23 protein-coding genes are annotated in these 21868 nt (G+C 66.2%); 12 read left to right on the top strand and 11 right to left on the bottom strand.

Translation table 11 applies throughout. The features are described from left to right. Positions 1-71 precede the first annotated feature (71 nt). Together ACT3S6_RS12830 and ACT3S6_RS12835 are read left to right on the top strand one after the other, a co-directional pair. The gene (locus ACT3S6_RS12830; protein ID WP_444555281.1) at positions 72-1355 is read left to right on the top strand and encodes a citrate synthase; all 1284 of its coding nucleotides are present in this window, start codon (positions 72-74) and stop codon (positions 1353-1355) included. 132 nt (positions 1356-1487) lie between these two features. Continuing rightward, positions 1488-2093: a hypothetical protein gene (locus ACT3S6_RS12835; RefSeq protein ID WP_444555282.1), complete on the top strand. Its 606-nt coding sequence runs from the start codon at positions 1488-1490 to the stop codon at positions 2091-2093. A 16-nt stretch (positions 2094-2109) separates the two neighbouring features. On the opposite strand, the gene ACT3S6_RS12840 is transcribed toward ACT3S6_RS12835, so the two are convergent. Both ACT3S6_RS12840 and dapD read right to left on the bottom strand, forming a co-directional pair. Next, positions 2110-2925: a hypothetical protein gene (locus tag ACT3S6_RS12840; protein ID WP_444555313.1), complete on the bottom strand. Its 816-nt coding sequence runs from the start codon at positions 2923-2925 to the stop codon at positions 2110-2112. Positions 2926-3022: 97 nt separating this feature from the next. Continuing rightward, on the bottom strand, positions 3023-3994 hold the full coding sequence (dapD, locus tag ACT3S6_RS12845) for a 2,3,4,5-tetrahydropyridine-2,6-dicarboxylate N-succinyltransferase (protein ID WP_444555283.1): 972 nt from the start codon (positions 3992-3994) through the stop codon (positions 3023-3025). A gap of 42 nt (positions 3995-4036) precedes the next feature. Here dapD and dapE point away from each other — a divergent pair, with 42 nt between their 5' ends. Then, positions 4037-5155 carry a succinyl-diaminopimelate desuccinylase gene (gene dapE, locus ACT3S6_RS12850; RefSeq protein ID WP_444555284.1) on the top strand — a complete coding sequence of 373 codons (1119 nt, stop codon included), beginning with the start codon at positions 4037-4039 and terminating at the stop codon, positions 5153-5155. A 118-nt stretch (positions 5156-5273) separates the two neighbouring features. Here the strand turns inward: dapE and ACT3S6_RS12855 are convergent, their stop codons facing one another. From ACT3S6_RS12855 to ACT3S6_RS12870, 4 genes are all read right to left on the bottom strand, one after another. Then, positions 5274-6185: an amino acid ABC transporter permease gene (locus tag ACT3S6_RS12855; RefSeq protein WP_444555285.1), complete on the bottom strand. Its 912-nt coding sequence runs from the start codon at positions 6183-6185 to the stop codon at positions 5274-5276. Next, on the bottom strand, positions 6182-6859 hold the full coding sequence (locus ACT3S6_RS12860) for an amino acid ABC transporter permease (protein WP_444555286.1): 678 nt from the start codon (positions 6857-6859) through the stop codon (positions 6182-6184). The genes ACT3S6_RS12855 and ACT3S6_RS12860 overlap by 4 nt, the downstream gene beginning before the upstream one ends. 126 nt (positions 6860-6985) lie before the next feature. Continuing rightward, positions 6986-7822, bottom strand: a complete 837-nt coding sequence (locus ACT3S6_RS12865; RefSeq protein ID WP_444555287.1) for a glutamate ABC transporter substrate-binding protein — start codon at positions 7820-7822, stop codon at positions 6986-6988. 73 nt (positions 7823-7895) lie between these two features. Further along, the gene (locus ACT3S6_RS12870) at positions 7896-8675 is read right to left on the bottom strand and encodes an amino acid ABC transporter ATP-binding protein (protein WP_444555288.1); all 780 of its coding nucleotides are present in this window, start codon (positions 8673-8675) and stop codon (positions 7896-7898) included. A 122-nt stretch (positions 8676-8797) separates the two neighbouring features. Here ACT3S6_RS12870 and ACT3S6_RS12875 point away from each other — a divergent pair, with 122 nt between their 5' ends. The 3 genes from ACT3S6_RS12875 (at position 8798) to ACT3S6_RS12885 (ending at position 10202) form a co-directional block, all read left to right on the top strand. Beyond that, positions 8798-9583 carry an LOG family protein gene (locus ACT3S6_RS12875; protein WP_444555289.1) on the top strand — a complete coding sequence of 262 codons (786 nt, stop codon included), beginning with the start codon at positions 8798-8800 and terminating at the stop codon, positions 9581-9583. A gap of 2 nt (positions 9584-9585) precedes the next feature. Next, positions 9586-9930 (top strand): DivIVA domain-containing protein, encoded by a 345-nt coding sequence (locus tag ACT3S6_RS12880; protein ID WP_444555290.1) that lies wholly within the window; start codon positions 9586-9588, stop codon positions 9928-9930. 104 nt (positions 9931-10034) lie between these two features. Beyond that, entirely contained in the window at positions 10035-10202 is a 168-nt protein-coding gene (locus ACT3S6_RS12885) for a DUF3117 domain-containing protein (protein ID WP_086999611.1), read from the top strand. Between the two features lie 100 nt (positions 10203-10302). Here ACT3S6_RS12885 and ACT3S6_RS12890 read toward each other — a convergent pair whose 3' ends face one another. After that, a complete protein-coding gene (locus ACT3S6_RS12890; RefSeq protein WP_444555291.1) occupies positions 10303-10938 on the bottom strand; it encodes an O-methyltransferase in 636 nt (211 codons plus the stop codon). A 151-nt stretch (positions 10939-11089) separates the two neighbouring features. On the opposite strand from ACT3S6_RS12890, the gene sigE reads away from it, so the two are divergent. The 3 genes from sigE (at position 11090) to ACT3S6_RS12905 (ending at position 13144) form a co-directional block, all read left to right on the top strand. Further along, positions 11090-11707 carry an RNA polymerase sigma factor SigE gene (sigE, locus tag ACT3S6_RS12895; RefSeq protein ID WP_444555314.1) on the top strand — a complete coding sequence of 206 codons (618 nt, stop codon included), beginning with the start codon at positions 11090-11092 and terminating at the stop codon, positions 11705-11707. A gap of 2 nt (positions 11708-11709) precedes the next feature. Then, entirely contained in the window at positions 11710-12657 is a 948-nt protein-coding gene (locus ACT3S6_RS12900) for a zf-HC2 domain-containing protein (RefSeq protein ID WP_444555292.1), read from the top strand. A 91-nt stretch (positions 12658-12748) separates the two neighbouring features. Next, complete coding sequence (locus ACT3S6_RS12905) at positions 12749-13144, top strand: sec-independent translocase (protein ID WP_444555293.1); 396 nt, start codon at positions 12749-12751, stop codon at positions 13142-13144. A 46-nt stretch (positions 13145-13190) separates the two neighbouring features. Here the strand turns inward: ACT3S6_RS12905 and ACT3S6_RS12910 are convergent, their stop codons facing one another. Genes ACT3S6_RS12910 through ACT3S6_RS12920 form a run of 3 tightly spaced genes read right to left on the bottom strand, consistent with a single transcriptional unit; the run spans position 13191 to position 16258 of the window. After that, the gene (locus ACT3S6_RS12910; RefSeq protein ID WP_444555294.1) at positions 13191-14327 is read right to left on the bottom strand and encodes an Mrp/NBP35 family ATP-binding protein; all 1137 of its coding nucleotides are present in this window, start codon (positions 14325-14327) and stop codon (positions 13191-13193) included. Between the two features lies 1 nt (position 14328). Next, entirely contained in the window at positions 14329-14973 is a 645-nt protein-coding gene (locus ACT3S6_RS12915; RefSeq protein ID WP_444555295.1) for a DUF1003 domain-containing protein, read from the bottom strand. After that, positions 14966-16258, bottom strand: a complete 1293-nt coding sequence (locus ACT3S6_RS12920; protein ID WP_444555296.1) for a magnesium transporter MgtE N-terminal domain-containing protein — start codon at positions 16256-16258, stop codon at positions 14966-14968. Before ACT3S6_RS12920 ends, ACT3S6_RS12915 begins: the two co-directional genes overlap by 8 nt. Before the next feature lie 118 nt (positions 16259-16376). Here ACT3S6_RS12920 and ACT3S6_RS12925 point away from each other — a divergent pair, with 118 nt between their 5' ends. Then, positions 16377-17204, top strand: coding sequence for a general stress protein (locus tag ACT3S6_RS12925; RefSeq protein WP_444555297.1), 828 nt, complete (start codon positions 16377-16379; stop codon positions 17202-17204). A gap of 103 nt (positions 17205-17307) precedes the next feature. On the opposite strand, the gene ACT3S6_RS12930 is transcribed toward ACT3S6_RS12925, so the two are convergent. Beyond that, positions 17308-18870 carry an aminopeptidase P family protein gene (locus ACT3S6_RS12930; protein ID WP_444555298.1) on the bottom strand — a complete coding sequence of 521 codons (1563 nt, stop codon included), beginning with the start codon at positions 18868-18870 and terminating at the stop codon, positions 17308-17310. Between the two features lie 58 nt (positions 18871-18928). Here ACT3S6_RS12930 and ACT3S6_RS12935 point away from each other — a divergent pair, with 58 nt between their 5' ends. Together ACT3S6_RS12935 and ACT3S6_RS12940 are read left to right on the top strand one after the other, a co-directional pair. Continuing rightward, positions 18929-19786 carry a PHP domain-containing protein gene (locus ACT3S6_RS12935; RefSeq protein WP_444555299.1) on the top strand — a complete coding sequence of 286 codons (858 nt, stop codon included), beginning with the start codon at positions 18929-18931 and terminating at the stop codon, positions 19784-19786. 376 nt (positions 19787-20162) lie between these two features. After that, positions 20163-21857 (top strand): sodium:solute symporter family protein, encoded by a 1695-nt coding sequence (locus ACT3S6_RS12940; RefSeq protein WP_444555300.1) that lies wholly within the window; start codon positions 20163-20165, stop codon positions 21855-21857. Positions 21858-21868: the final 11 nt, after the last annotated feature.

Consider the following 21868-nt stretch of genomic DNA (forward strand, 5'->3'; position numbering starts at 1 on the left):
CTGCGGAGCGGTACCGTGAGACCTGATTACTGCTTGTTTGTACAACTTTGTACTCCGGTTAAGGAGAAACCATGACGGATAACAATTCCGCTCGCTTGGCGTTTGCCGGACATGACCTCGAACTCCCGGTGGTGGCTTCCTCCGAGGGTAACGACGGTTTCGATGTCGCCAAGCTCCTGAAGGACACCGGGAATGTCACCTATGACCCCGGTTTCATGAATACGGCGGCCACCAAGTCCGCCATCACCTACATCGACGGCGATGCAGGAATCCTGCGCTACCGCGGCTACCCGATCGAGCAGCTCGCCCAGCAGTCCAGCTTCCTTGAGACGTCGTACCTCTTGATCTACGGGAATCTGCCCTCGACCAGCGAGCTGGAGGAATTCGACCAGAAGATCCGCCGGCACACCATGCTGCACGAGGAGCTCAAAGGCTTCTTCGGTGGCTTCCCGCGGGACGCCCACCCGATGCCGGTGCTCTCCTCGGCCGTATCGGCGCTGTCGACCTGGTACCAGGATTCATTGGACCCCTTCGACGAGGACCAGGTCGAACTCTCCACCATCCGCCTGCTGGCCAAGGTCCCGGTCATCGCCGCCTACGCGCATAAGAAATCGGTCGGCCAGGCGCTGCTCTACCCGGACAACTCCATGAACCTCGTGGAGAACTTCATGCGGCTGAACTTCGGCATCGCCGCCGAGCCGTACGACCTGGACCCCGATCTGGTCAAGGCACTGGACCAGCTGCTGATCCTGCACGCCGACCACGAGCAGAACTGCTCGACTTCCACCGTCCGTCTGGTCGGCTCCTCCAACGCCAACATGTTCGCCTCCATCTCGGCGGGCATCAACGCTCTCTTCGGCCCGGCCCATGGCGGGGCGAACGAAGCGGTGCTGAAGATGCTGCGCGGCATACAGGCCGAGGGCATCAAGCCCGAGGACTACATGGAGAAGGTCAAGAACAAGGAGGACGGGGTCCGCCTTATGGGCTTCGGACACCGTGTCTACAAGAACTACGACCCGCGCGCGAAGATCATCAAGTCCACCGCCCACGACATCCTGAACAAGCTCGGAGGCAACGACGAGCTGCTGGACATCGCCATGCGCCTGGAGGAGCGGGCCCTGGAGGACGACTACTTCATCGAGCGCAAGCTCTACCCGAACGTCGACTTCTACACGGGACTGATCTACAAGGCGATGGGCTTCCCGGAGAAGATGTTCACCGTGCTGTTTGCGATCGGTCGGCTCCCCGGCTGGATCGCGCAGTGGCGAGAAATGATCCAGGAACCAGGCCTGAAGATCGGACGCCCCCGCCAGCTGTACGTGGGCGAAGGCGAACGCCAGTACCCGAGCTTCTAGACCGGCCCTGCAGAATCCTTGAAAGCGGCCGCTTCCCTATGGGGAAGCGGCCGCCTTTTCATCCGGACGCTTCCGGGAACCGGGACACGGGCCTATTCTGGAAGTGGGGTTCACGGAGTAAGGACGACCGGCATGTATGAGTACCGTGGGGACGGATGGCACGTCTCGGCGCAAAGCCATGGGCAGATGCTGCTGGCCTTGTACTTCCGCGACCTCGCGGGCATAGAACACCCCGGCCCGCCCGACATCGCCCCGCTGGCACCCCGGGTCAAAGCCACCGCGGCGGCGGAGGTCTGTGGCCCTCCGGCTGCGGAGCTGCGGCAGGAATGGCACGACTGGTGGCGCCGCGTCCTGGTCCAGGGACCGGAGGACGACGGGTTGTTCTCCCCACCGGCATTTCCCGGCTTCGCCGATTCCCCGACCCTGCAGCGACTCCTGCAGGCCCATTACGGTGCCGCCCTGAGTTGGAGCCGTGCGCGGATGATCGAGTACACCGAGGTCAGTGCCGAGCACCATGGCAGCGGGCGCCGCGGCCTGTTGGAACAGATGATCACCGACCGGGCGATGGAACTGGAACGCCGCCCGAAGCCGATGGAACTGAAGCTGGTGGAGCTGCCGTTGAGCGAACCACGCGCCTGGTTCGTGGACCCCGATACCGTCATCCTCAGTCAGGATCTGGCGCGGGACGCCGATTTGTACCGCAGCTTCCTGGAGCCGGTGATCCGCTTCCTGCTCTGATCCGGAGCGGGGTGGCCTACGGTGCGGCGTCGGCGAAGGTGATGACGACCTGCGATTTTGCTGTGGTGCCCGGAACCCATTGGTGCTCGGCGCGGTTCCACAACAAGCCCGAATTGCTCACCGAAACGATCTGGTGTTCTGCGGCATTGGCGACCGCCCATTGGGCGACGGCCCAGCCGCGTTCATCGGCCGCCGAAACGGTCAGTCGGTGGGCTCCGGCGGAGACCGGCAGGTCCCCGAATGCCGCGGTGAGCTGCGCCGACGTGGCAGCGACGTCCCCTGCTGCGGTGGGGCGGCGCAGGACGCAGTTCAACGCCGCCGGAGAATGCCCGGTCAGCGCCGAGGCGTAGGCCCTGCCTTCGGGTTCGTGAGCGGCGTAGGCCTCCGGGAAGGCGCTGCGTTGGACCTTCTGCGCGGCTTCGGTCACGGGCAGGGAGCGGTAGTCGAAGGTCTCCAGTTCCTGGTAGAACCGGTTGGTCGCGTAGAGCGGGTCCATGATCTCTTTTTCGGTGCCCCAGCCCTGCGAAGGACGTTGCTGGAACAAGCCCCGGGAATCGGGGCCCGCCCGGTCCCCGTAGTCGATATTGCGCAGTTTTGATTCCTGGACCGAGGTGGCAATGCCGATGGTCGCGGCCCGGGCCGGCATGTTGCGCCGGACGGCCACGGCGGAGATCAGCGCCGCATTGCTTGCCTGCTCCGGAGCGAGCCGGTGCTGGTCCGGCCCGACGGCGGCGGTGCAATGCGGCCGGACCAGTGTTTCTTGGTGATCGAGGAACCGGGAGGCGGCATAGACGCCTCCGGAGACCACCCCGACACCCAACACGATGGCCATGAAGGCGCGGAGCCCCCGATGGCGACGGCGCTGGGGCCCGGGGCCCCGACGGGGCCCCGGTGACCGGGTGGACAACGAGAAGACGTTGTCCGAAAGGTCAGTTGGCATGGAGCGCGGAATTCAATTCCACGCTCTGGCCTTCACGGGCCAGGACTTCAACGGCACCGCTGGTGGAGTTGCGACGGAACAACAGGTTCGGGACGCCTGAGAGGTCGCGGGCCTTGACGTTCTTGCCATCCAGGAGCACCCGGGTGCCGGCGGTGACGTAGAGGCCGGCTTCGACGACACAGTCATCGCCGATGGAAATCCCGACACCTGAGTTGGCGCCGAGCAGCACGCGCTCACCGATCGTGATGCGCTCCTTGCCGCCACCGGAGAGGGTGCCCATGATGGAGGCCCCGCCGCCGACGTCGGACCCGTTGCCGACCACCACGGAGGCGGAAATGCGGCCCTCGACCATGGAGGATCCCAGGGTTCCGGCGTTGAAGTTCACGAAGCCCTCATGCATGACCGTGGTCTCCTCGGCCAGGTGGGCCCCGAGACGGACACGATCGGCGTCGGCGATCCGCACCCCGGCGGGAAGGACGTAGTCCACCATGCGCGGGAACTTGTCCACGCCCTGCACGATGACCGCCCCGCGGCGACGCAGCCGCAACCGGATGCTCTCGAAGTCCTCCACCGGGCACGGGCCGAAGTTCGTCCAGACGACGTTGGCCAGGAAACCGAAGATCCCGTCCAGGTTGATGCTGTTCGGTGCGACCAGCCGGTGGGAGAGCAGGTGCAGACGCAACCACACATCGGCGGTATCGGCCGGGGCGACGTCGAGGTTGATCTCCAGTTCCACGACCTCCTGCGTGGTTCCACGCTCGGCATCGTCGGTGGCCACGGCGGCCAGCTCCCCGGAGAGCCGGGGGGCCTTTTCCAGGGCGGTCAGGACGGGGGCGGGGAACCAGACATCAAGGACCGTGCCATCGGAGGCGATGGTGGCTAGGCCGGATCCGGAGGCAATGCGTACCGGGGCGGCGGAGTCGTTCAGGGCAGAACCGGGCTGGGCCGTAGTAGAAGTCATGCCACCCATCGTAGCCGGGAGGACAGGCTATAGGCTGGATCCGTGAGTGAACATAACGCCGTGCCTGCCCCCGCAACCTCCCGCACCCCTTTGCCTGATGCCTCCGACGTCGCCTTGCTGACGCAGGCGCTGATGGACATCGAGTCCGTCTCGGGGAACGAAAAGCAGATCGCCGACGCCGTGGAGGACTACCTGCGCGCCCTGGACCATCTCAGTGTCCACCGCGACGGGGACTCCATCGTCGCCCGCACCGATCTGGGCCGCCCCGAGCGGATCGTGTTGGCGGGCCACCTGGATACCGTCCCCTTGCCCACGACCCCCGGTTCCCGCGGAACGGTGCCTGCCCAGTGGGACGGGAACATCCTGTTTGGGCGTGGCGCCACCGACATGAAGGGCGGGGTGGCCGTGCAACTGGCCATCGCCGCGCAACTGGTCGAACCGAATAGGGACATCACCTTCATCTTCTACGACCATGAGGAGGTCGAAGCCTCAAAATCCGGGTTGGGCCGCCTACTGCGAAATTCGCCGGCGCTGCTCGACGCCGATTTCGCGATCCTGCTGGAACCAACGAACGGCACGGTGGAAGGCGGCTGCAACGGCACCACGCGTTTCCTGCTGCGCACCCGGGGCACCGCAGCCCATTCGGCACGCGCCTGGATGGGGCATAACGCCATCCACGATCTGTCGGATGTCTTGACGCGGCTGCAGGCCTATGAACCGGCCACGGTGGATGTGGACGGTTTGGCCTTCCGTGAATCGCTCAATGCCGTGAGGATCACCGGGGGGATTGCGGGAAATGTCATTCCCGATGCCGCCGAAGTCGAGATCAACTACCGTTTCGCCCCCGATAAGGGCATTGCCGAGGCCGAAGCCCTGGTCCGCGGGCTTCTCCAGGGCTACGACATCGAACGAACCGACGGCGCCCCGGGGGCCAGGCCCGGGCTGAACCATCCTGCCGCGGCGGCCTTCGTGGCCACCGTGGGTGCCGAACCGAAGCCGAAGTACGGCTGGACGGACGTCGCCCGGTTCTCCGAATTGGGGATTCCGGCAGTGAATTTCGGTCCGGGCGATGCGTTGCTGGCCCATTCCGACGACGAACATGTCACCGGTCAGGCGATCCGTGACTGCCATGCCGCCCTGCACCGGTGGCTGAGCGACTGATCCGACGATGGGGCGCATCCTACGCTCCCGTGGACGAGGAACGGCCCCGGACCCCCATGGAGGGGTCCGGGGCCGTTCGCCGTCCAGCACCACGAGCCGGGAGCGGCCCGCAGCCGGGCTAGCGGTTCTGGTTTCTTCCGCCGGCCCCACCACCGGGCTCGACGTCGTCGAGTCCGGCCGGGGCCCCCACGAGTGCCCGGGCACCCGGCTTGGTCTTCGTTTCGCCACGGCTGGAGAGCCGGCGCGAGACGATCGTGGCCAGCTTGGAGAGGGCGAAGTTGATGATGATGAACACCGCGGCCACGACGATCAGGGCCTGGAGCACGTTGCCGTTGGGCGAGGAATAGGTCCTCCCGTAGAACAGCAGTTCGTTGAAACTGATGATGTAGCCCAGCGCCGAGTCCTTCAGGATCACCACGAATTGGCTGATCAAAGCCGGGAGCATGGCCACCAGCGCCTGCGGGATCTCCACGGCGCGTAGGCACTGCCCGGTGGTCAGGCCGATTGCGGTGCCGGCTTCACGCTGGCCCTTGGGCAGGTTGCGGACCCCGGAGCGGATCAGCTCGGCGACCACGGAGCCGTTGTAGAACACCAGGGCGGCGACCACGGCCCACATGGCACTGTCGGAGCTGATCTGCAGGTTGCGCGAGAAGAAGATGTTGAAGAACACGATCATCAGCAGCACGGGCACGGAGCGGAAGAACTCGACGATGATCGAGCAGAACACGTTGATCAGCTTGTTCTTCGAGAGGCGCCCGATGCCGAAGATCAGGCCGAAGACCACCGAACCGACGATGGCGAGGGCTGCAGCCTTCAGCGTGTTGGCCAGGCCTGGAAGCAGATAGTCCACCCAGGTGTTGGCCTCGAGGAAATCATCCCATTTACCGGGGGCCATCTGGCCCTTGGCCGCGAGACCGGAAATGGTCCACCACAAGACCGCGACGATGACCACGGCACCCAGGATGTTGATGAGGATGATGTTCCGCCGCGCCTTGGGCCCGGGCGTGTCGAACAGTACGGAAGCACTCATTGGGACACCGCCAGTTTCTTGGAGAGCCAGGTCGTGAGCAGGCCGACCGGGATCACGATGATCACGAAACCGGCGGCGAAGGCCAGGAAGATGGGCAGGACGATATCACCACGGGCGTCGAGGGCGTTTCCCATCGTCGCCGAGGCTTCGACGGAGACGGAGCCCACGGCGGCGACGGTGGAGTTCTTGATCAGGGCGATCAGCACGTTGCCCAACGGGACGATGGCCCCACGGAAGGCCTGCGGCAAGATGATCATGCGGGCCGCGGGCATGAAAGCCAACCCGATGGCGCGGGCTGCTTCGGCCTGGCCCTGCGGAACGGTGTTCACTCCCGAGCGGATGGATTCGCAAACGAAGGCCGCGTGGTAGATGGCCAGCCCCATCACGGCGAGCCGGAAGAAGTTCTGCTGGAACCCCCCGCCCAGATCCAGGCCGAGCTGGCCGTTGAGGGCCAGGACGCCGAACAGGATGATGATCGTCAACGGGGTGTTGCGGATGATGTTGACGTAGGAGGTGCCGATGGCAGCGAAACTAGCCACCGGTGAGATGCGCATCATCGCCAGGATGGTACCGAGCACAGTGGCGCCGATGGCCGCGAAGAACGTGAGTTTGATGTTCACCCACAGCGCGCCGGCGACGTCGAACTCGGTGAAGATTGAAATAAATGTATCCACTGTCTGCCTCTATCTGGATTGCCGCGTGGGGCGGCACCGTGGGCGGGCTACCGGGTGGGGCAGCGGTGCCCCACCCGGTATGGGGGGATGGTCCGGCAGGAGCCGGTGGGACATCCCCGGGAACTGCTAGGAGCAGTGATCCGGCGTCGGTGGGTTCACCTTGGCATTGGGCTCGTAGCCGGTGCCTTCGGTGTTCGCATCCAGCGACTTCTTCCAGTCGCCGGAATCGATCATCTTGGCGATCGCCTTGTTGATGTCCTCGCACTGATCGGATCCCTTCGGGAGACCGATGCCGTAGATCTCCTCGCTGAAGGGCTTGCCCACGAGTTCGAACTTGCCCTGGTACGCCGGCTGGGCGGCCAGCCCGGCGAGGATGATGTCATCGGTGGTCACCGCGTCGATCGTTCCGCCTTCCATCTGGGTCACGCACTCCGCGTAGCCCGGAAGTTCCTGGAGGTTCACCTTCTTGGCGTACTTATCCTTCACCTTGCGGGCCGAGGTCGAACCGGTGACGGAGCACAGGTTCTTGCCATTGAGGTCCTCGGGGGAGGTGATGCCGCTGTCCTTCTTCACCAGCAGGTCCTGGCCGGCAATGAAGTACGGCCCGGCGAAGTCAACGACCTTCTCGCGATCGTCGGTGATGGAGTAGGTGGCGACGATCATGTCGACCTGGTTGTTCTGCAACATGGTTTCGCGGTTCGCCGACGGTGCCGAGACGAAGTCGATGTCGCCCTCGTCATAGCCCAACTCGTTGGCGACGTACTTGGCGACATCGACATCGAAGCCCTTGTAGTCGTCGCCGTCCTTGAACCCGAGGCCCGGCTGGTCGAACTTGATGCCGATCTTGACCTTGTCGCCGTCTCCGCCGCCTCCGCCGTCGTCGCCCGATCCGCCACCGCATGCGGTCAGGGTCAGGGCCGCAGCGGCGGCCATCGCGGCCATCGCGTAATGGGTCTTGCGCATGTGCTTCTCCTTGTGTTGTGACCGGGGTAGTGATGCCCGGTCGCGAGTGATCCGGTCCCCGTGGGGGGCCGGGCTAGTGGTTGGTGATGAGCTTTCCGAGGAAGTCCTTCGCCCGGTCGCTCTGCGGGTTGGTGAAGAACTCCGTGGGGGTCGCTTGCTCGACGATCTGTCCATCGGCCATGAAGACCACCCGATCGGCTGCCTTGCGGGCGAAGCCCATCTCGTGGGTCACCACGATCATCGTCATCCCCTCCTTGGCCAGGGCGACCATGGTGTCCAGGACCTCCTGGATCATCTCGGGGTCCAGCGCGGAGGTGGGCTCGTCGAAGAGCATGACCTTCGGACGCATCGCCAGGGCCCGGGCAATCGCCACCCGCTGCTGCTGCCCACCCGAGAGCTGGGCCGGTAGCTTGTCCCTCTGGTTGGCCACCCCGACGCGTTCGAGCAGTGCCATCGCCTGTTTGACGGCTTCGGCCTTCTTCACCCCCCTGACCTTGATCGGTCCCATGGTGACGTTCTCAAGGATCGACTTATGCGCGAAGAGGTTGAAGGACTGGAAGACCATGCCGACGTCGGCGCGGAGCTGGGCCAGGGTCCTTCCCTCTTCGGGAAGCTTCTTGCCATCGATGTAGATGGCCCCGTCGTCAATGGTCTCGAGCCGGTTGATGGTGCGGCAGAGCGTGGACTTGCCGGAACCGGAGGGACCCAGGACGACCACGACCTCGCCGCGCGCGACGTCGAGGTCGATGTCCTGCAGGACGTGGAGGGGGCCATAATGCTTATTGACCTGGTCGAGCTTGACGACCGGGGTGCTCGAGGAGGCCCCGGTGCCGCTGCGGGATGAATTGCTCATGCCATGACAGTAGCCGATGTAACGCAGCACACCATGGGTAGTTGGCACCTTGGTGACCGAATCTTTACAAAGTCCGGTCCACCTCGCCTGCCATCCCTTGTCGACGACGATAGGCTGAAACCATGCCAGACTCTTCAAACCCACGTCAGACGATCAATGCACTGCGGGAAATTGCCCGCCGAAAAGGCGCTGTGGTCCTGCGACGGGACCAGGCCAACGTCGACCAGTCCGACCGGATGCTGCTTGAATCCAGGTCGTCGGGCGAGGACTTCACCCATACCGACCCCTGGCGCGTATTGCGGATCCAAAGTGAGTTCGTCGAGGGGTTCGGCACCCTGGCCAAACTCGGCCCGGCCATCAGCGTCTTCGGCTCGGCGCGCACACCCCACGACTCGGAGCGCTACCAGCAGGGGGTGGATGCGGGACGACTGCTGGGTGAAGCCGGATTCGCCGTGATCACCGGGGGCGGCCCCGGGGCCATGGAGGCCGCGAATAAGGGGGCCTGCGAAGCCGGCGCCGTCTCCGTCGGGCTCGGGATCGAATTGCCGTTCGAGACCGGAATGAACGAATGGGTCGATCTGGGGGTGAACTTCAGGTACTTCTTCGTCCGCAAGACCATGTTCGTCAAATACTCGCAGGGCTTCGTGGTCCTCCCCGGCGGCTTCGGGACCCTCGATGAGCTCTTCGAGGCGCTCACCCTGGTCCAGACGCAGAAGGTCACCAGCTTCCCGATCGTGCTGGTCGGCAGCGCCTATTGGGGCCCGCTGGTCGATTGGCTGCGTGACACCGTCGCGGAGGAGGGCGCCATTGCCGCCTCGGACCTGGACCTCATCCATGTGACCGACGACGTGGAGGACGCGGTCCGCCAGGTCACCGGCGGCGCACGGCCGACGGCAGGCAAGGCCTAGCGATGCAATACCTCCTGGTGTTCGTCGGCGTCCTGCTCATCGGAGTGGTGGTCTTCTTCGCGGTGGGGACCCGGCGTCGGGTGCCGGGATCCTCTCCGACCCCGACCGACGGGATCCTGGGGCTGGCCGAACCGGTCCCGTCGCTGCCCCCGGTGCTGCTTCCGGCGCATCCTGGGCCGGAGGACATCGCCCGCATGCGGCTGGGGGTGGGGCTGCGCGGGTACCGCTGCGACCAGGTCGACGAGGTCATCGGGGTGCTCACCGAGGAAATCGGGCGACTCAATGACGAACTCGATGCGACACGGCAGGGACCTGTGATTAGCGCCACGGAGAAATCTCCTGAATAATATGAAATGCAGGTTGAACAAGACGCGGTGGTGTTTGCCATCCTCGTCAGCGACGATCCGCGGGCCCGGTGGGACCGTGACATGCAGGAAGGAAGTCAGCATTAATGGCTGCGATGAAACCGCGTACCGGGGATGGCCCCATGGAGGTTACCAAGGAGGGTCGTAGCCTCATCATGCGGGTTCCGATTGATGGCGGAGGACGCCTGGTGGTGGAACTGAACGCCGAGGAGGCTGCCGAGTTGAAGGCCTGCCTCGTGGGTGTCACGGAGTAGTTCCCCCCCGATTCTTCACACAGAAAGGCAGGAACGGCATTCGCCGTGTTCCTGCCTTTTTGCCTACCCGGGCCCCGGGCGAGGCCGCGCGAAGCGCGGATCAGCCGGCCCGGACCGCCAGGAGCAGGCCGCTGCCGGTGGGGACGGTGCTGACCACCAGATTTTCATTATCGCGTAGCATGCGTCCGACGTTCCGGGCCGCGACGGTGCTGCGGTCCCGGACGGCCGGCTGGGGCACCCGGTCCCCGTCGAGTGCGTCGTTGATGATGAGCATTCCACCGGTACGCAACAGACGGACCCCGTGCTCGGCGTATTCCATCAGGTTCTGCTTATCGGCGTCGATGAACACCAGGTCGTAGGCGCCGTCGGTCAGACGGGGGAGCACGTCGCGGGCCCGTCCTCCGATGGTGCGGGTGCGGTTGGCCGGGATGCCGGCATCCAGATAGGCCTGACGTGCTGCATTGAGATGGTCGACGTCGATGTCGATCGTGGTGAACACCGCCTGCGGGGAGAGCCCGCGCAGCAGGCTCAGGCCGGAGATCCCGGCCCCGGCGCCGACCTCGACGACGGTGCGGGCCTTCGAATTCGCGGCCAGGACCTGCAACAACGAGGCGATGCCCGGACCCACGGGATCCACGCCCAGTTCATAGGCGCGTTCCCGGGCTCGGGTGATCACGTCGTCCTCGACGGGCAGTGCTTCGGTATAGGACCAGCTACTGTGCTTGTCGGAGCTCATGGGGTGCGAAGTTCCTCGGTTCGTGGTTGTGCGGTGGGGGCCGGTGGGCCCCGCACCATCCTAGCGCCGCCGCGGGGTTGTCGCGGTGGCGGCATATGCCCAGAGCTTGTTCAGCCTGCTCACAGGATGATCGGGAAGAATTGACACCGTGATTGTCAAAGGAAGCAAAGAAGACGGAGCCCTCTCCCCGCAGGCCGAGCAGGAGCTGGGCGTTCCGTCCTGGGACGAAATCGTCCAGAACCACTCCTCCAAGGTCTTCCGGCTGGCCTACCGTCTGACGGGCAACCGGTTCGATGCCGAGGACCTGACCCAGGAGACGTTCGTGCGGGTCTTCCGCTCGCTGCACAACTTCACCCCGGGGACGATTGACGGATGGCTCCACCGGATCACCACCAACCTCTTCCTCGATCAGGCCCGCCGCCGCAACCGCATCCGTTTCGACGCCCTCGCCGAGGATTCCGAAACGCGCCTGCCCGGAGCGGACCCGGGCCCGGAGCGGACCTTCGAATTCAACAACCTCGACGTCGACATCCACCTGGCCCTCGATGAGCTGGCCCCCGAATTCCGCGCCGCCGTCGTGCTGTGCGATCTGGAGGGGCTGTCCTACGAGGAAGTGGCCGAAACCCTTGGCATCAAACTGGGGACCGTCCGTTCACGCATCCACCGGGGCCGTTCGCAACTGCGCGTCAAGCTGGCCCACCGGGCCCCCAAACCCACCGCAACCCAGAACCGACCAAAGGTGGGGCCCGCGGTATCCGAGGCGCGCTGACGATGCATCGACACGGTAAACGCATCGACGGCTATCTCGACGGGGAACTCAACGACCGCCAGCGGGCGGCGCTGGAACACCACGTCGGGCGGTGTGCCGACTGCCGGCTGAGGCTCGAGGACCGCCGCAGGCTCAAACGCCGACTCCAGTCATTGGGCAGCACGGCCGGGGAGGCCACACCCGACGACGCGCTCATGGGACGTCTACGCCAGGGACCCTGGTCCATGGGGACCCCGACGGCGTTCGCCGAGGCCTCGCTGGATGCCGATGGGCACAGTTCCCGTCTGCGCTCCCTGGCCCCGGGGCTGGCGGCGACGGCCATGGCCGCGATGCTGACCGCCGTGGTCTGTGCCGCATGGGTGCTCGGCGGAACCGTCCAGGATGCCACCGATGGCCATGGGCCGTTGGCTGGCGCTTGGTCGGGCACGGGAACCGAATTGAGTCGTTCCGATCTCGGGACCCTGCGGGCCGCCGGCTGGAATTGCCCCACCATGTCCCCGGCCGGGTTGGAACTGGTCCGGGCCACCGGCAGCCGGACCGGGGGAATCGATCAGGTGACGCTGGAATTCACCGGTGACCAGGGCGAGGTGGTGCTGACCGAGTCACGGACCCGGGATGCCGGACTACTCAAATCATCCTTGTTCCAGCCGACCACCGCGCCGGAACAGCCCCGGACCCACGCCATCGGCGCGCAAGAATCCCAATTGCAGAGCATCGACGGCGAAGCCGTTTCCGTGGCCGCCGTTGACGGCGGGATGGAACTGGATATGCGCGATGCCACCTATTCGCTGCGCTCCTCGCTGGATGGTCCGGGCACCGACGCGGTGAAGCATCGGATCGTGGCCACCGAACATGCCCGGCTGGCCCCGCACGCGGAGGGGACCGACGGGATGTTGGCCCGGCTCGGGCGCGGGATGTCACGCTTGCTGGTCCTGGATACGGATTACTGATGTCCAGGCAGGAGCCGTCCCGGGGGCGAGGACAACGCCGGGCGGGGGCGTGGAGTTCGGGGCAGCGGCGCCGAGCGGGTAATCTCTAGACGTGTTCGGAATTAACGGTGGCGAGTTCCTGATTCTCGTGGTGTTGGCGGTCTTCGTGCTGGGCCCTGACAAACTCCCGGTCTATGCGCAGCAATTGGCGCGCCTGGTGAAGGAAGTGCGCAAGATGGCCACCGGCGCCAAGGAACAGCTCCGGGAGGAGGTCGGCGACGAGATCGCCGACATGGACTGGCGCAAGCTCGACCCCCGGCAATACGACCCCCGCAAGATCATCAAGGACGCACTCCTTGATGACGCCGACGACGTCGTGGCTGCCGCCCGGGAACCGTTGCCCGCCGCCGGTCGCCAGAAGGCCCTGGGCGCCTCCGGGCCGGAGCGGACCGGAGGCCAGGCCCTCCAGGCCAACGAGCCGGCTCCCTTCGACCTCGAGGCCACCTGAACCCAGCGGTGGGGCCACCGCCTCCTGCCGGGGCCGTGGAGGGCTTTCAGCCCTCGCGCGGGGTGACGTCCAGCTTCATCCCCGAGAGACCTCGGGGCCGGTGCGTCAGTTTCCGGGCGATGGCCGTGATTTCGCCGGCCGCGGCGGACTCCGGTTCGGCCACCACGATGGGGATCCCGGCATCGGCCGACTCGCGCAGGCGCTGATCCAGCGGCACCTCGCCCAGCAAGGGGACCTCCGTGTCCAAGGAGGTCGCCAGCCGTTGGGCCAGCAGTTCCCCTCCGCCGGAGCCGAAGGGGTGCACGCGGGTTCCGTCGGGTAGTTCGAACCACGACATGTTCTCCACCACCCCGATGACCTGCTGCCCGGTCTGGCTCGCCAGTGCCCCGGCGCGTTCGGCGATCGACGCCGCCGACGCCTGGGGGGTGGTGGTCACCAGGATCGAGGACCCGGGCAGCAGCTGCCCGACGGAAATCGCCACGTCCCCGGTGCCCGGCGGCAGATCGAGCAGCAGGACGTCCAGATCACCGAAGTGGACATCGGTGAGGAACTGTTCCAGGGCGCGGTGGAGCATGGGCCCGCGCCAGATGACCGGCTGGTTGCCCTCGATGAACATGCCGATGGAGATGACCTTGACCCCGTGGGCGACCGGGGGCAGGATCATTTCGTCCATCCGGGTCGGTGCCTGGGTGATTCCCATCAGCCCGGGGACCGAAAAACCGTGGACATCGGCGTCGATGATGCCCACCCGCAGTCCGTCGGCCGCCATGGCGCAGGCCAGGTTCACGGTCAGGCTCGATTTGCCGACCCCGCCCTTGCCGCTGGCCACGGCGATGACCCGGGTCAACGAGCCCGGCTCGCTGAACGGGATGACATGGCGTTTCAACCCGGTCTTCAATGCCCCGCGCTGTTCGGGGGACATCACCCCCAATTCGACTTGTGCCTCGGTGATCCCCGGCACCGAGCGGACCGCCGCGGCGGTGTCCTCCATGATCGTCTGGCGCAACGGGCAGCCGGAGATGGTCAGCAGGACGCGCACGTGGGCGGTGCCGTCCTCGTCGACCCGGATGGAATCGACCATGCCGAGTTCGGTGATCGGCCGGCGGAGTTCGGGGTCCTGGACCTCGGCAAGGGCCTCGTGGACGGCCGTGGCCAGGGGGCCTATGATATCGGGTTCGGTCAAACTACTCGGTCTTCCCTTCGGTGTTGTTCCCGGTCCCGCCCGTGGTCGGGCGGCCGGGCCGTGCTGCCCGCACCCGCGGCAGCGTGGTGGTCGCCTCGGAGACCTTCTCCTTGCGTTTGGGTGCCTTCCCGCGCAGCCGGATGTCGTCCCCGTCGTTGGATTCGACGAGCTCCTCCAAGGCGGAACGCAGCTCGCTGCGCACATAGTCGCGGGTGGCTACATCCCGCAGCGCGATCCGCAGTGCGGCGAGCTCGCGGGTGAGGTATTCGGTGTCGTAGAGGTTGCGTTCGGCCCGGTTGCGGTCCTCCGTCAGCGAGACCTTGTCCCGGTCGTCCTGGCGGTTCTGGGCCAGGAGCAGCAGCGGAGCCGCATAGGAGGCCTGCAACGAGAGCATCAGTGTCAGGGCGGTGAATCCCAAGGCCGCCGAGTCGAAACGCAGCGAGTCCGGCCCCCAGGTGTTCCAGGCCAGCCAGACGATGCAGAAGATCGACATGTAGACCAGGAAGGCCGGGGTGCCCATGAAGCGGGCAAAGCCCTCGGTGGCCTTGCCGAACGCATCCGGGTTCGGTGAAACGCGGGGCCAGAGCCGGGACCTGGCCCCGAGCGGGGTGTCCAGTCCCGAACCGTTCTTATGTGGTTCAACCATGGTTGCCTGCTCCCGTCGACTGGATCTTCCCGTCATGGATGCGCCAGTCCTCGGGGAGGATGTGGTCCAGCACGTCATCGACGGTGACCGCCCCGACCAACCGGCCCTCCCGGTTCACCACCGGCATCGAGGTGAGGTTGTAGGCGGCCAGCATCCGGGAGACCTCACTGACGTCGGTGGTGTCGAGCACCGGCTCGAGATCGTTGTCCAGGATGTTGCCCACCGGTTCCGGCGGGGGATGGCGCAACAGCGCCTGGATGTGGACCATACCCAGATATCTCCCGGTCGGGGTCTCCAAGGGCGGACGGCAGACATAGACGCTCGAGGCCAGTGCCTGGCTGATCTCCTCCCGGCGGACATTGGCCAGGGCTTCGGCGACCGTCGCCTCGGGCGGCAGGACGATCGGCACCGGGGTCATCATCGAGCCGGCGGTGTTTTCCTCGTATTCGAGCAGGCGACGGACGTCGTCGGCGTCCTCGGGTTCCATCAACTGCAGCAACGCCTCCTGCTGGACCTCCTCCAGTTCGTGGAGCAGGTCGGCGGCATCGTCGGGGTCCATCTCCTCCAGGACGACGGCGGCTCGATCCATGTCGAGGAAGGACAGGATCTGGACCTGCTCCTCGTCGGGCAGTTCCTGCAGGACATCGGCCAGGCGGTCATCCTGGAGTTCGGTGGCCACTTCAAGGCGGCGTTTGGTGCTCATTTCATGCAGGGCCTCGGCGAAGTCGGCCGGTTTGAGTTCCTCGTGGGCCGCCACGAACTGGGTGGCCGCCTGGGGATCGTCCCGGTTGCCGTGGACGATCTCGTTCCAGGACACCAGCACGCGGTGTCCGCGTGAGAGCCGACGCAGGGGGCGGAACCCGCCGGCCGGATCCGCGCCGCGCCGGACGTAGTAGTCCGAGAGGGCCCAATCGCCATTGCGTAGCTTCTGTAGTCCGATGTCTTCCACGGTGGCCTCCCCGGAACCGTCGGTGAAGGCGACGACCCGGTCGAAGAGTTCGGCGACCACCAGGGTCTCGGCACCGCGCTGCTGGAAGCGGCGCAGATTGACCAGCCCCGAACAGATGATCTGGCTGGCCTCCATGGCCTGCACGCGCGTCATCGGGACGAACACCCGTTTCTTGCCCGGCACCTCGACGACCAGGCCGACGCCCAGCACCTGTTTGCGCGGACCACGATCGAGCACCACGACATCACGCAGCCGGCCCAGACGATCCCCCAGGGGGTCGAAGACATCGAGGCCGAGCAAGCGGGCAATGAATACCTTGTTCGATGAGCTGCTCACCCTCCCTAGGCTACCGGCTGGGACCCCGGCCCGTCAGGGATGCACCGGGAGGCGGCGCACCGGTTCACCGGGAGCGATAACACCCCACGTCCACGCGTTGAGGAGGCAGAATGGAAGCATGAGCCCAACAACCGGCACCAATCGGAACGCCTCCGCCCAACTGGGACCTCCCCGCGGGGAGATCCTGGGCCGCTACGACTCCTATCTGGATGCCCAGAAGGTGGTCGACTACCTGGCGGACCACGACTTCCCGGTCGCCGGGGTGAGCATCATCGGCAACGACCTGATGACGGTGGAACGGGTCACCGCGAAACTGAGCTACCCGAAAGTGGCGTTGGCGGGGGCCGCGCAGGGGGCTATGTTCGGCATCTTCGTGGGCCTGATCCTGAGCATCTTCGGTCCCGAAGGCGGACTCACCCAGATCCTTTCCTCGGTGGGGCTGGGCATGGCCATCTGGATGATCGTCGGGGTGGTCAGCTATTCGTTCCGCAAGGGGAAGCGCGACTTCTCCTCCTCCAGCCAGGTCATGGCCACCAGCTACGACGTCGTCGTCGCGTTCGAGCATGCCGCAGCGGCCCGTCAGATGGCCTCGAAACTGCCGATGAGCCGGGTCGAGGCCCAGCAGGTCACCCCCGCCTGGGCGCCCCCGCGCCAACAGGGCGGCCCGGCGGGCCCCGGCCCCGATGCCGGGACGCCGACGGGCGGCCCCGTGGCCCCGGCGCCGAGCCCGGCCCCGGGCGGAACCGGCCAGGACGAGGGGCACGGCACCTCCGAGGCCGGGACCGCCTCCGGTGCGGACACGGCACCGCGGTCCTCGACGTCGTACTCCGATCTGCCCGACGGACGTCCGCAGTACGGGGTGCGGGTCACCCCGGAACAGGAACCCGAGGCCCCGGCGGAAGGCGAGGACCAGACCGGCGGCACGGACCAGCAACCCCAGCCTTGACGCGCCCCGGGGCCCGGGGCAGCCGCCCACCAGTGGCGGAAAAGACCAAAGGCCGGTTCCTCCCCACGGGGAGGAACCGGCCTTCTTTGATCCGCGGCGGAGGCTACTGGGCGTCGGCCGAGTAGATTCCCGCCATCCAGGATTCGATGTCCTCGGCCGTGCGTGGCAGGGCCGCGCTGAGGTTTTCGCAGCCGTCGGCGGTGACCAGGACGTCGTCCTCGAGGCGGACGCCGATGCCGCGGTACTCCGCGGGGACGGCCAGATCCTCGGACTTGAAGTACAGGCCGGGCTCGATCGTGAAGACCATGCCGGGCTCCAACACGGCATCGAGGTACAGATCCCGCTTGGCCTGGGCGCAGTCATGGACATCCAGCCCGAGGTGGTGGCTGGTGCCGTGCGGCATCCAGCGGCGGTGGTGCTGTCCGTCGGGGGAGAGTGCCTCCTCCAGGGAAACCGGCAGCAGTCCCCAGGCGTCCAGGTTCTCGGCCAGGACCTTCAGCGCCGCTTCGTGCAGCTCGCGGAACCTGCGCCCGGGGCGGGCGACCTCGAAGGCGGCATCGGCGGCGTCCAGGACCGCCTGGTAGATCCGGCGCTGGACCTCGGAGTACTTGCCGTTCACGGGCAGGGTCCGGGTGATGTCCGCGGTGTAGAGCGAATCGGCCTCGACGCCGGCATCGAGCAGCAACAGGTCCCCGGTGTTCACCTGGCCGGAGTTGCGGATCCAGTGCAGGACGGTGGCGTTGTTGCCCGAGGCGGCAATGGTGTCGTAGCCGAGGTCGTTGCCTTCCTCGCGGGCCCGGGCGAAGAAGGCGCCTTCGACGACGCGTTCGCCCCGCTTATGCTCGATGGCGCGCGGGAGTTCGCCGACGACGTCGTGGAACCCGTTGACGGTCGCCTCCACGGCGGCACGCATCTGCTCGATCTCCCAGTCGTCCTTGACCAGGCGCAGTTCGGAGAGCGCTTCGGAGAGTTCGCCGTCGAGGCGGTCCGAGGCTTCGAGATCGACCCCGGTATTGATCCGGGAGGTATCCACCAGGGCGTCGCAGTTCGGATCCACATCACGCAGCAGCCGGATCCGCATCCCGCCGATCTCGGTGGCGCCGGCACCGGTGGTGATGGCCTCCTCCAGCTCGGCGTCGATATGCGCGGTGGGCAGTTCCAGCCGGGCCTTCAACACGTCGAGGGTCGGACGGGTGCCGATCCAGAATTCCCCGGACCGGGCATCGGAGTAGAACTCCTCGGTGTCGCGGCCGGCCATGGGACGGAAGTAGAGGGTCGCCCGATGGTTTCCGCCGTCGTCTCCAGCGCCTTCCTCGGTGGGTTCCAGAAGCAGGACGGCATCGGGTTCGTGGTCGACGCCGAGCCCGGTGAGGTGGGCGAATCCGGAGTGCGGGCGGAAACGGTAGTCGGTGTCGTTGGAGCGGACCTTCAACGGTCCGGCCGGGATGACCAGGCGTTCACCGGGGAACTTGGCCGAGAGGGCGCGGCGCCGGGCGGCCGCATAGGGGGCCACGGCGTCGGGGCCGGGGGAGGTGGCTTCGGTGGAGGGGGCCCACTGGGACCCCATGAAGTCCTTGAAGGCCTGCGAGGACGGGCGCTGTGAACGGTTGTTCACGCGTTCCTCGAGTGGTTGATCGCTGCCGGGGGTGTTGTTCGCTTGAGTCATCACCGTTCCATGTTCTCAAAGCCGGGCCGATACACCAAGGCGCCGGTAGGCTGGAGGAATGCTGATCGATCTGCATGCTCACTCGAATGTCTCCGACGGGACCGAAACCCCGTCGCAGCTGATGGCCGCGGCGGCCGCCGCCGGCCTGGACGTCGTCGCGCTGACCGACCACGACCAGACCTCCGGATGGGCCGAGGCCGCCACCGCTGCGCTAGAGACCGGCGTGGGGCTGGTTCCCGGGATGGAGATCTCCTGCAAGACCGCCCGCGGGGTCAGTGTGCACCTGCTGTCCTATTTGCACGACCCGGGCCATGGGGAATTGTTGGTGGAGATCGACAAGGCGCGTGATGCGCGGATCCACCGGGCCCGGAAGATGGTTGAACTGATCTCCGAGGACTACCCGATCACCTGGGAGGCGGTGGGGGAGCAGTCCGCCCCCGGGGCGACGTTGGGCCGGCCGCATATCGCCGATGCCCTGGTCGCGGCCGGGGTGGTGTCGAGCCGAAGCGAGGCCTTCGCCACCGTGTTGACCTCGCGATCGCGTTACTACGTGGGGCACTACGCCGTGGACCCCGTCAGGGCCGTCGAACTGGTGCGGGCCGCCGGGGGAGTACCCGTGTTCGCCCACCCCATGGCGGAGCTGCGTGGCCGGGTGGTCGAACCGGAGGTCTTCGACGAGATGATCCAGGCCGGTCTGCTCGGGCTGGAGATCGACCATCGGGATAATTCGGACCAGGGGCGCCGGTTCCTGCACTCGCTCGCGGCCCGGCATGATCTGATCGTGACCGGTTCCAGCGACTACCACGGGACCGGCAAGCCCAACCGGCTGGGTGAGAACTCCACCAGCGTGGACATGCTCCGACGAATCCTCGAAGCAGGCACCGGAACCGCCCCGGTGGGGATGCCGAAAACCTGACTCATCAGTCACCTGGATTTCCGGCTGGCGGGAATTACCTCCGCACTCTGATAGTGTCACCGACGTAGGGGGTTGCTCCAGGCAACCTTGTCGAGCACGAATCCGAGTGCTTGGACGACCCCCGGTTCCACGGGAGGCCCCACCATGGCCTCCGCCGTTTGAGTGGCCTTGACCCGAAAGCCGGGTAGCCGCACGCGCCGCGCCAACAGCGGCCCTGCAGGTCCGGTTAGGTCCGGGTGGAATGCGCGCCTTGAATGCGTCCGCACCGGACGAAGCCCGCCTCACGGCGGCGTGGCAATGGCGCCCGTTAAACCGGGCCGGCGCGCTGCGACCAGGGGAGGCATCCGGTGGCCGACCCCGTGAGAAGAGGAGCAGCATGACACCGAATGGTGCGGAGCTCCAGCAGCTGAGTGGATGGCTAGTCATCGGGCTGCTGGTGTTTTTTTACGGGGGGACATTCCTGATGACCCTCGGGATCAGCAAGAAGAAGGAAAACGCGGACGGCTACATGACCGCGGGCAACAACATCGGCTTCGGCATCTCCGCGGCGAGCATGACGGCCACCTGGATCTGGGCCTCGTCGATGTATGCCTCGGCCACCTCCGGCTACACCTACGGCATTTCGGGCCCCATCCACTACGGCCTCTGGGGCGCCTTGATGATCCTGTTCATCTACCCCTTCGGCAAGCGCATCCGCTCCGTGGCGCCCCGGGCCCACACCCTGGCCGAGGTCATGCACGCCCGGCACGGCCGAGGCAGCCAGCTGATGCTCGCCGGCTCCAACGTCGTCGGCAGCCTCATCAGCCTGACCAGTAACTTCATCGCCGGCGGTGCCTTGATCGGCCTGCTTTCGCCCTTCAGCTTCCAGCAGGGGATCCTCACCGTCGCCGCCGGCACCCTGCTGTATTCGCTGTGGTCGGGCTTCCGTGCCTCCGTGTTGACCGACTTCGCGCAGGTGCTGGCCATGCTCGGCGCCGTCGTGGTCATCATCCCGGTCGTGTTCTTCGCCGCAGGCGGGACGAACATGTTCGTCGAGGGGGCCGCGAACGTGACCCCCCAGCAGGGGAACTTCTTCTCCTCCGAGGCCTTCATGAACCAGGGCGCGCCCTACATCGCGGCGGTGCTGGCCTACGCCATCGGCAACCAGACCATCGCCCAGCGGCTCTTTGCCGTGCGCGAGGACCTGATCAAGAAGACCTTCGTCACCGCCACCGTCGGCTACGGGGCGACCATCATCGGCATCGGCATGCTCGGTGTCATGGCGCTGTACCTGGGCATCACCCCCACCGGCGGGGACCTGAACAACCTGATCCCCGAAATGGCAGCGACCTACCTCGGACCCGTGTTGTTGTGCCTGTTCCTGGTGATGATCATCGGGGCGCTGTCCTCGACGGCAGACTCCGACCTGAGCGCCCTGTCCTCGATCATGATGGCCGATATCTACGGGCAGAACGTGGCCCAGAAGGGCGAAGTTAACCCGAAGACCATGCTCCTGGTCGGCCGCGTCTCCATGGTCCTGGCCACCGGCGCCGGGCTGTACTTCGCCAGCGGGGCGTTGAACATCCTGGACCTGCTGGTCTTCGTCGGCGCCTTGTGGGGGTGCCTGGTCTTCCCGGTCATCTCCAGCTTCTACTGGAAGAAGGTCACGAACATGGCCTTCGTGACCTCGGTGATCGTCGCCCTGGCCATCTTCATCCCCGTGCGTTTCTCCTGGATCCCCGTCGACGGGCTCTGGGGCTACACGGTCGACGTCTTGTCGATCGTCGGGGTCGGCGTGGTGCTCGGGCTGATGCTCTTCGGCTTCTTCGGCGGCCGGGTGGCACGGATCGGTGGCATCATCGCGACCCTGGCCGTTGCGCCCTTCGCCTTCGGGCACCTGCACGACTACGCGGTCCTCAGCGGATCGCTCGTCGCCTACGCGGTCTCCACGGTGCTGTGCTATGTGATGTCCGCCCGGTCCTCGATGGAATTCGATTTCGACACCATCAAGGACACCGTCGGCGATTTCGACCCGTCGGATCGGCCGGCAGCGGCCCAGACCGACGTCGATGCCGCCGAAACGCATTCCTGATCCTGAAGGAG

Origin of the sequence: Arthrobacter sp. AOP36-C1-22 (assembly GCF_052377515.1) — a bacterium.
Taxonomy (GTDB): Bacteria; Actinomycetota; Actinomycetes; order Actinomycetales; family Micrococcaceae; genus Arthrobacter_H.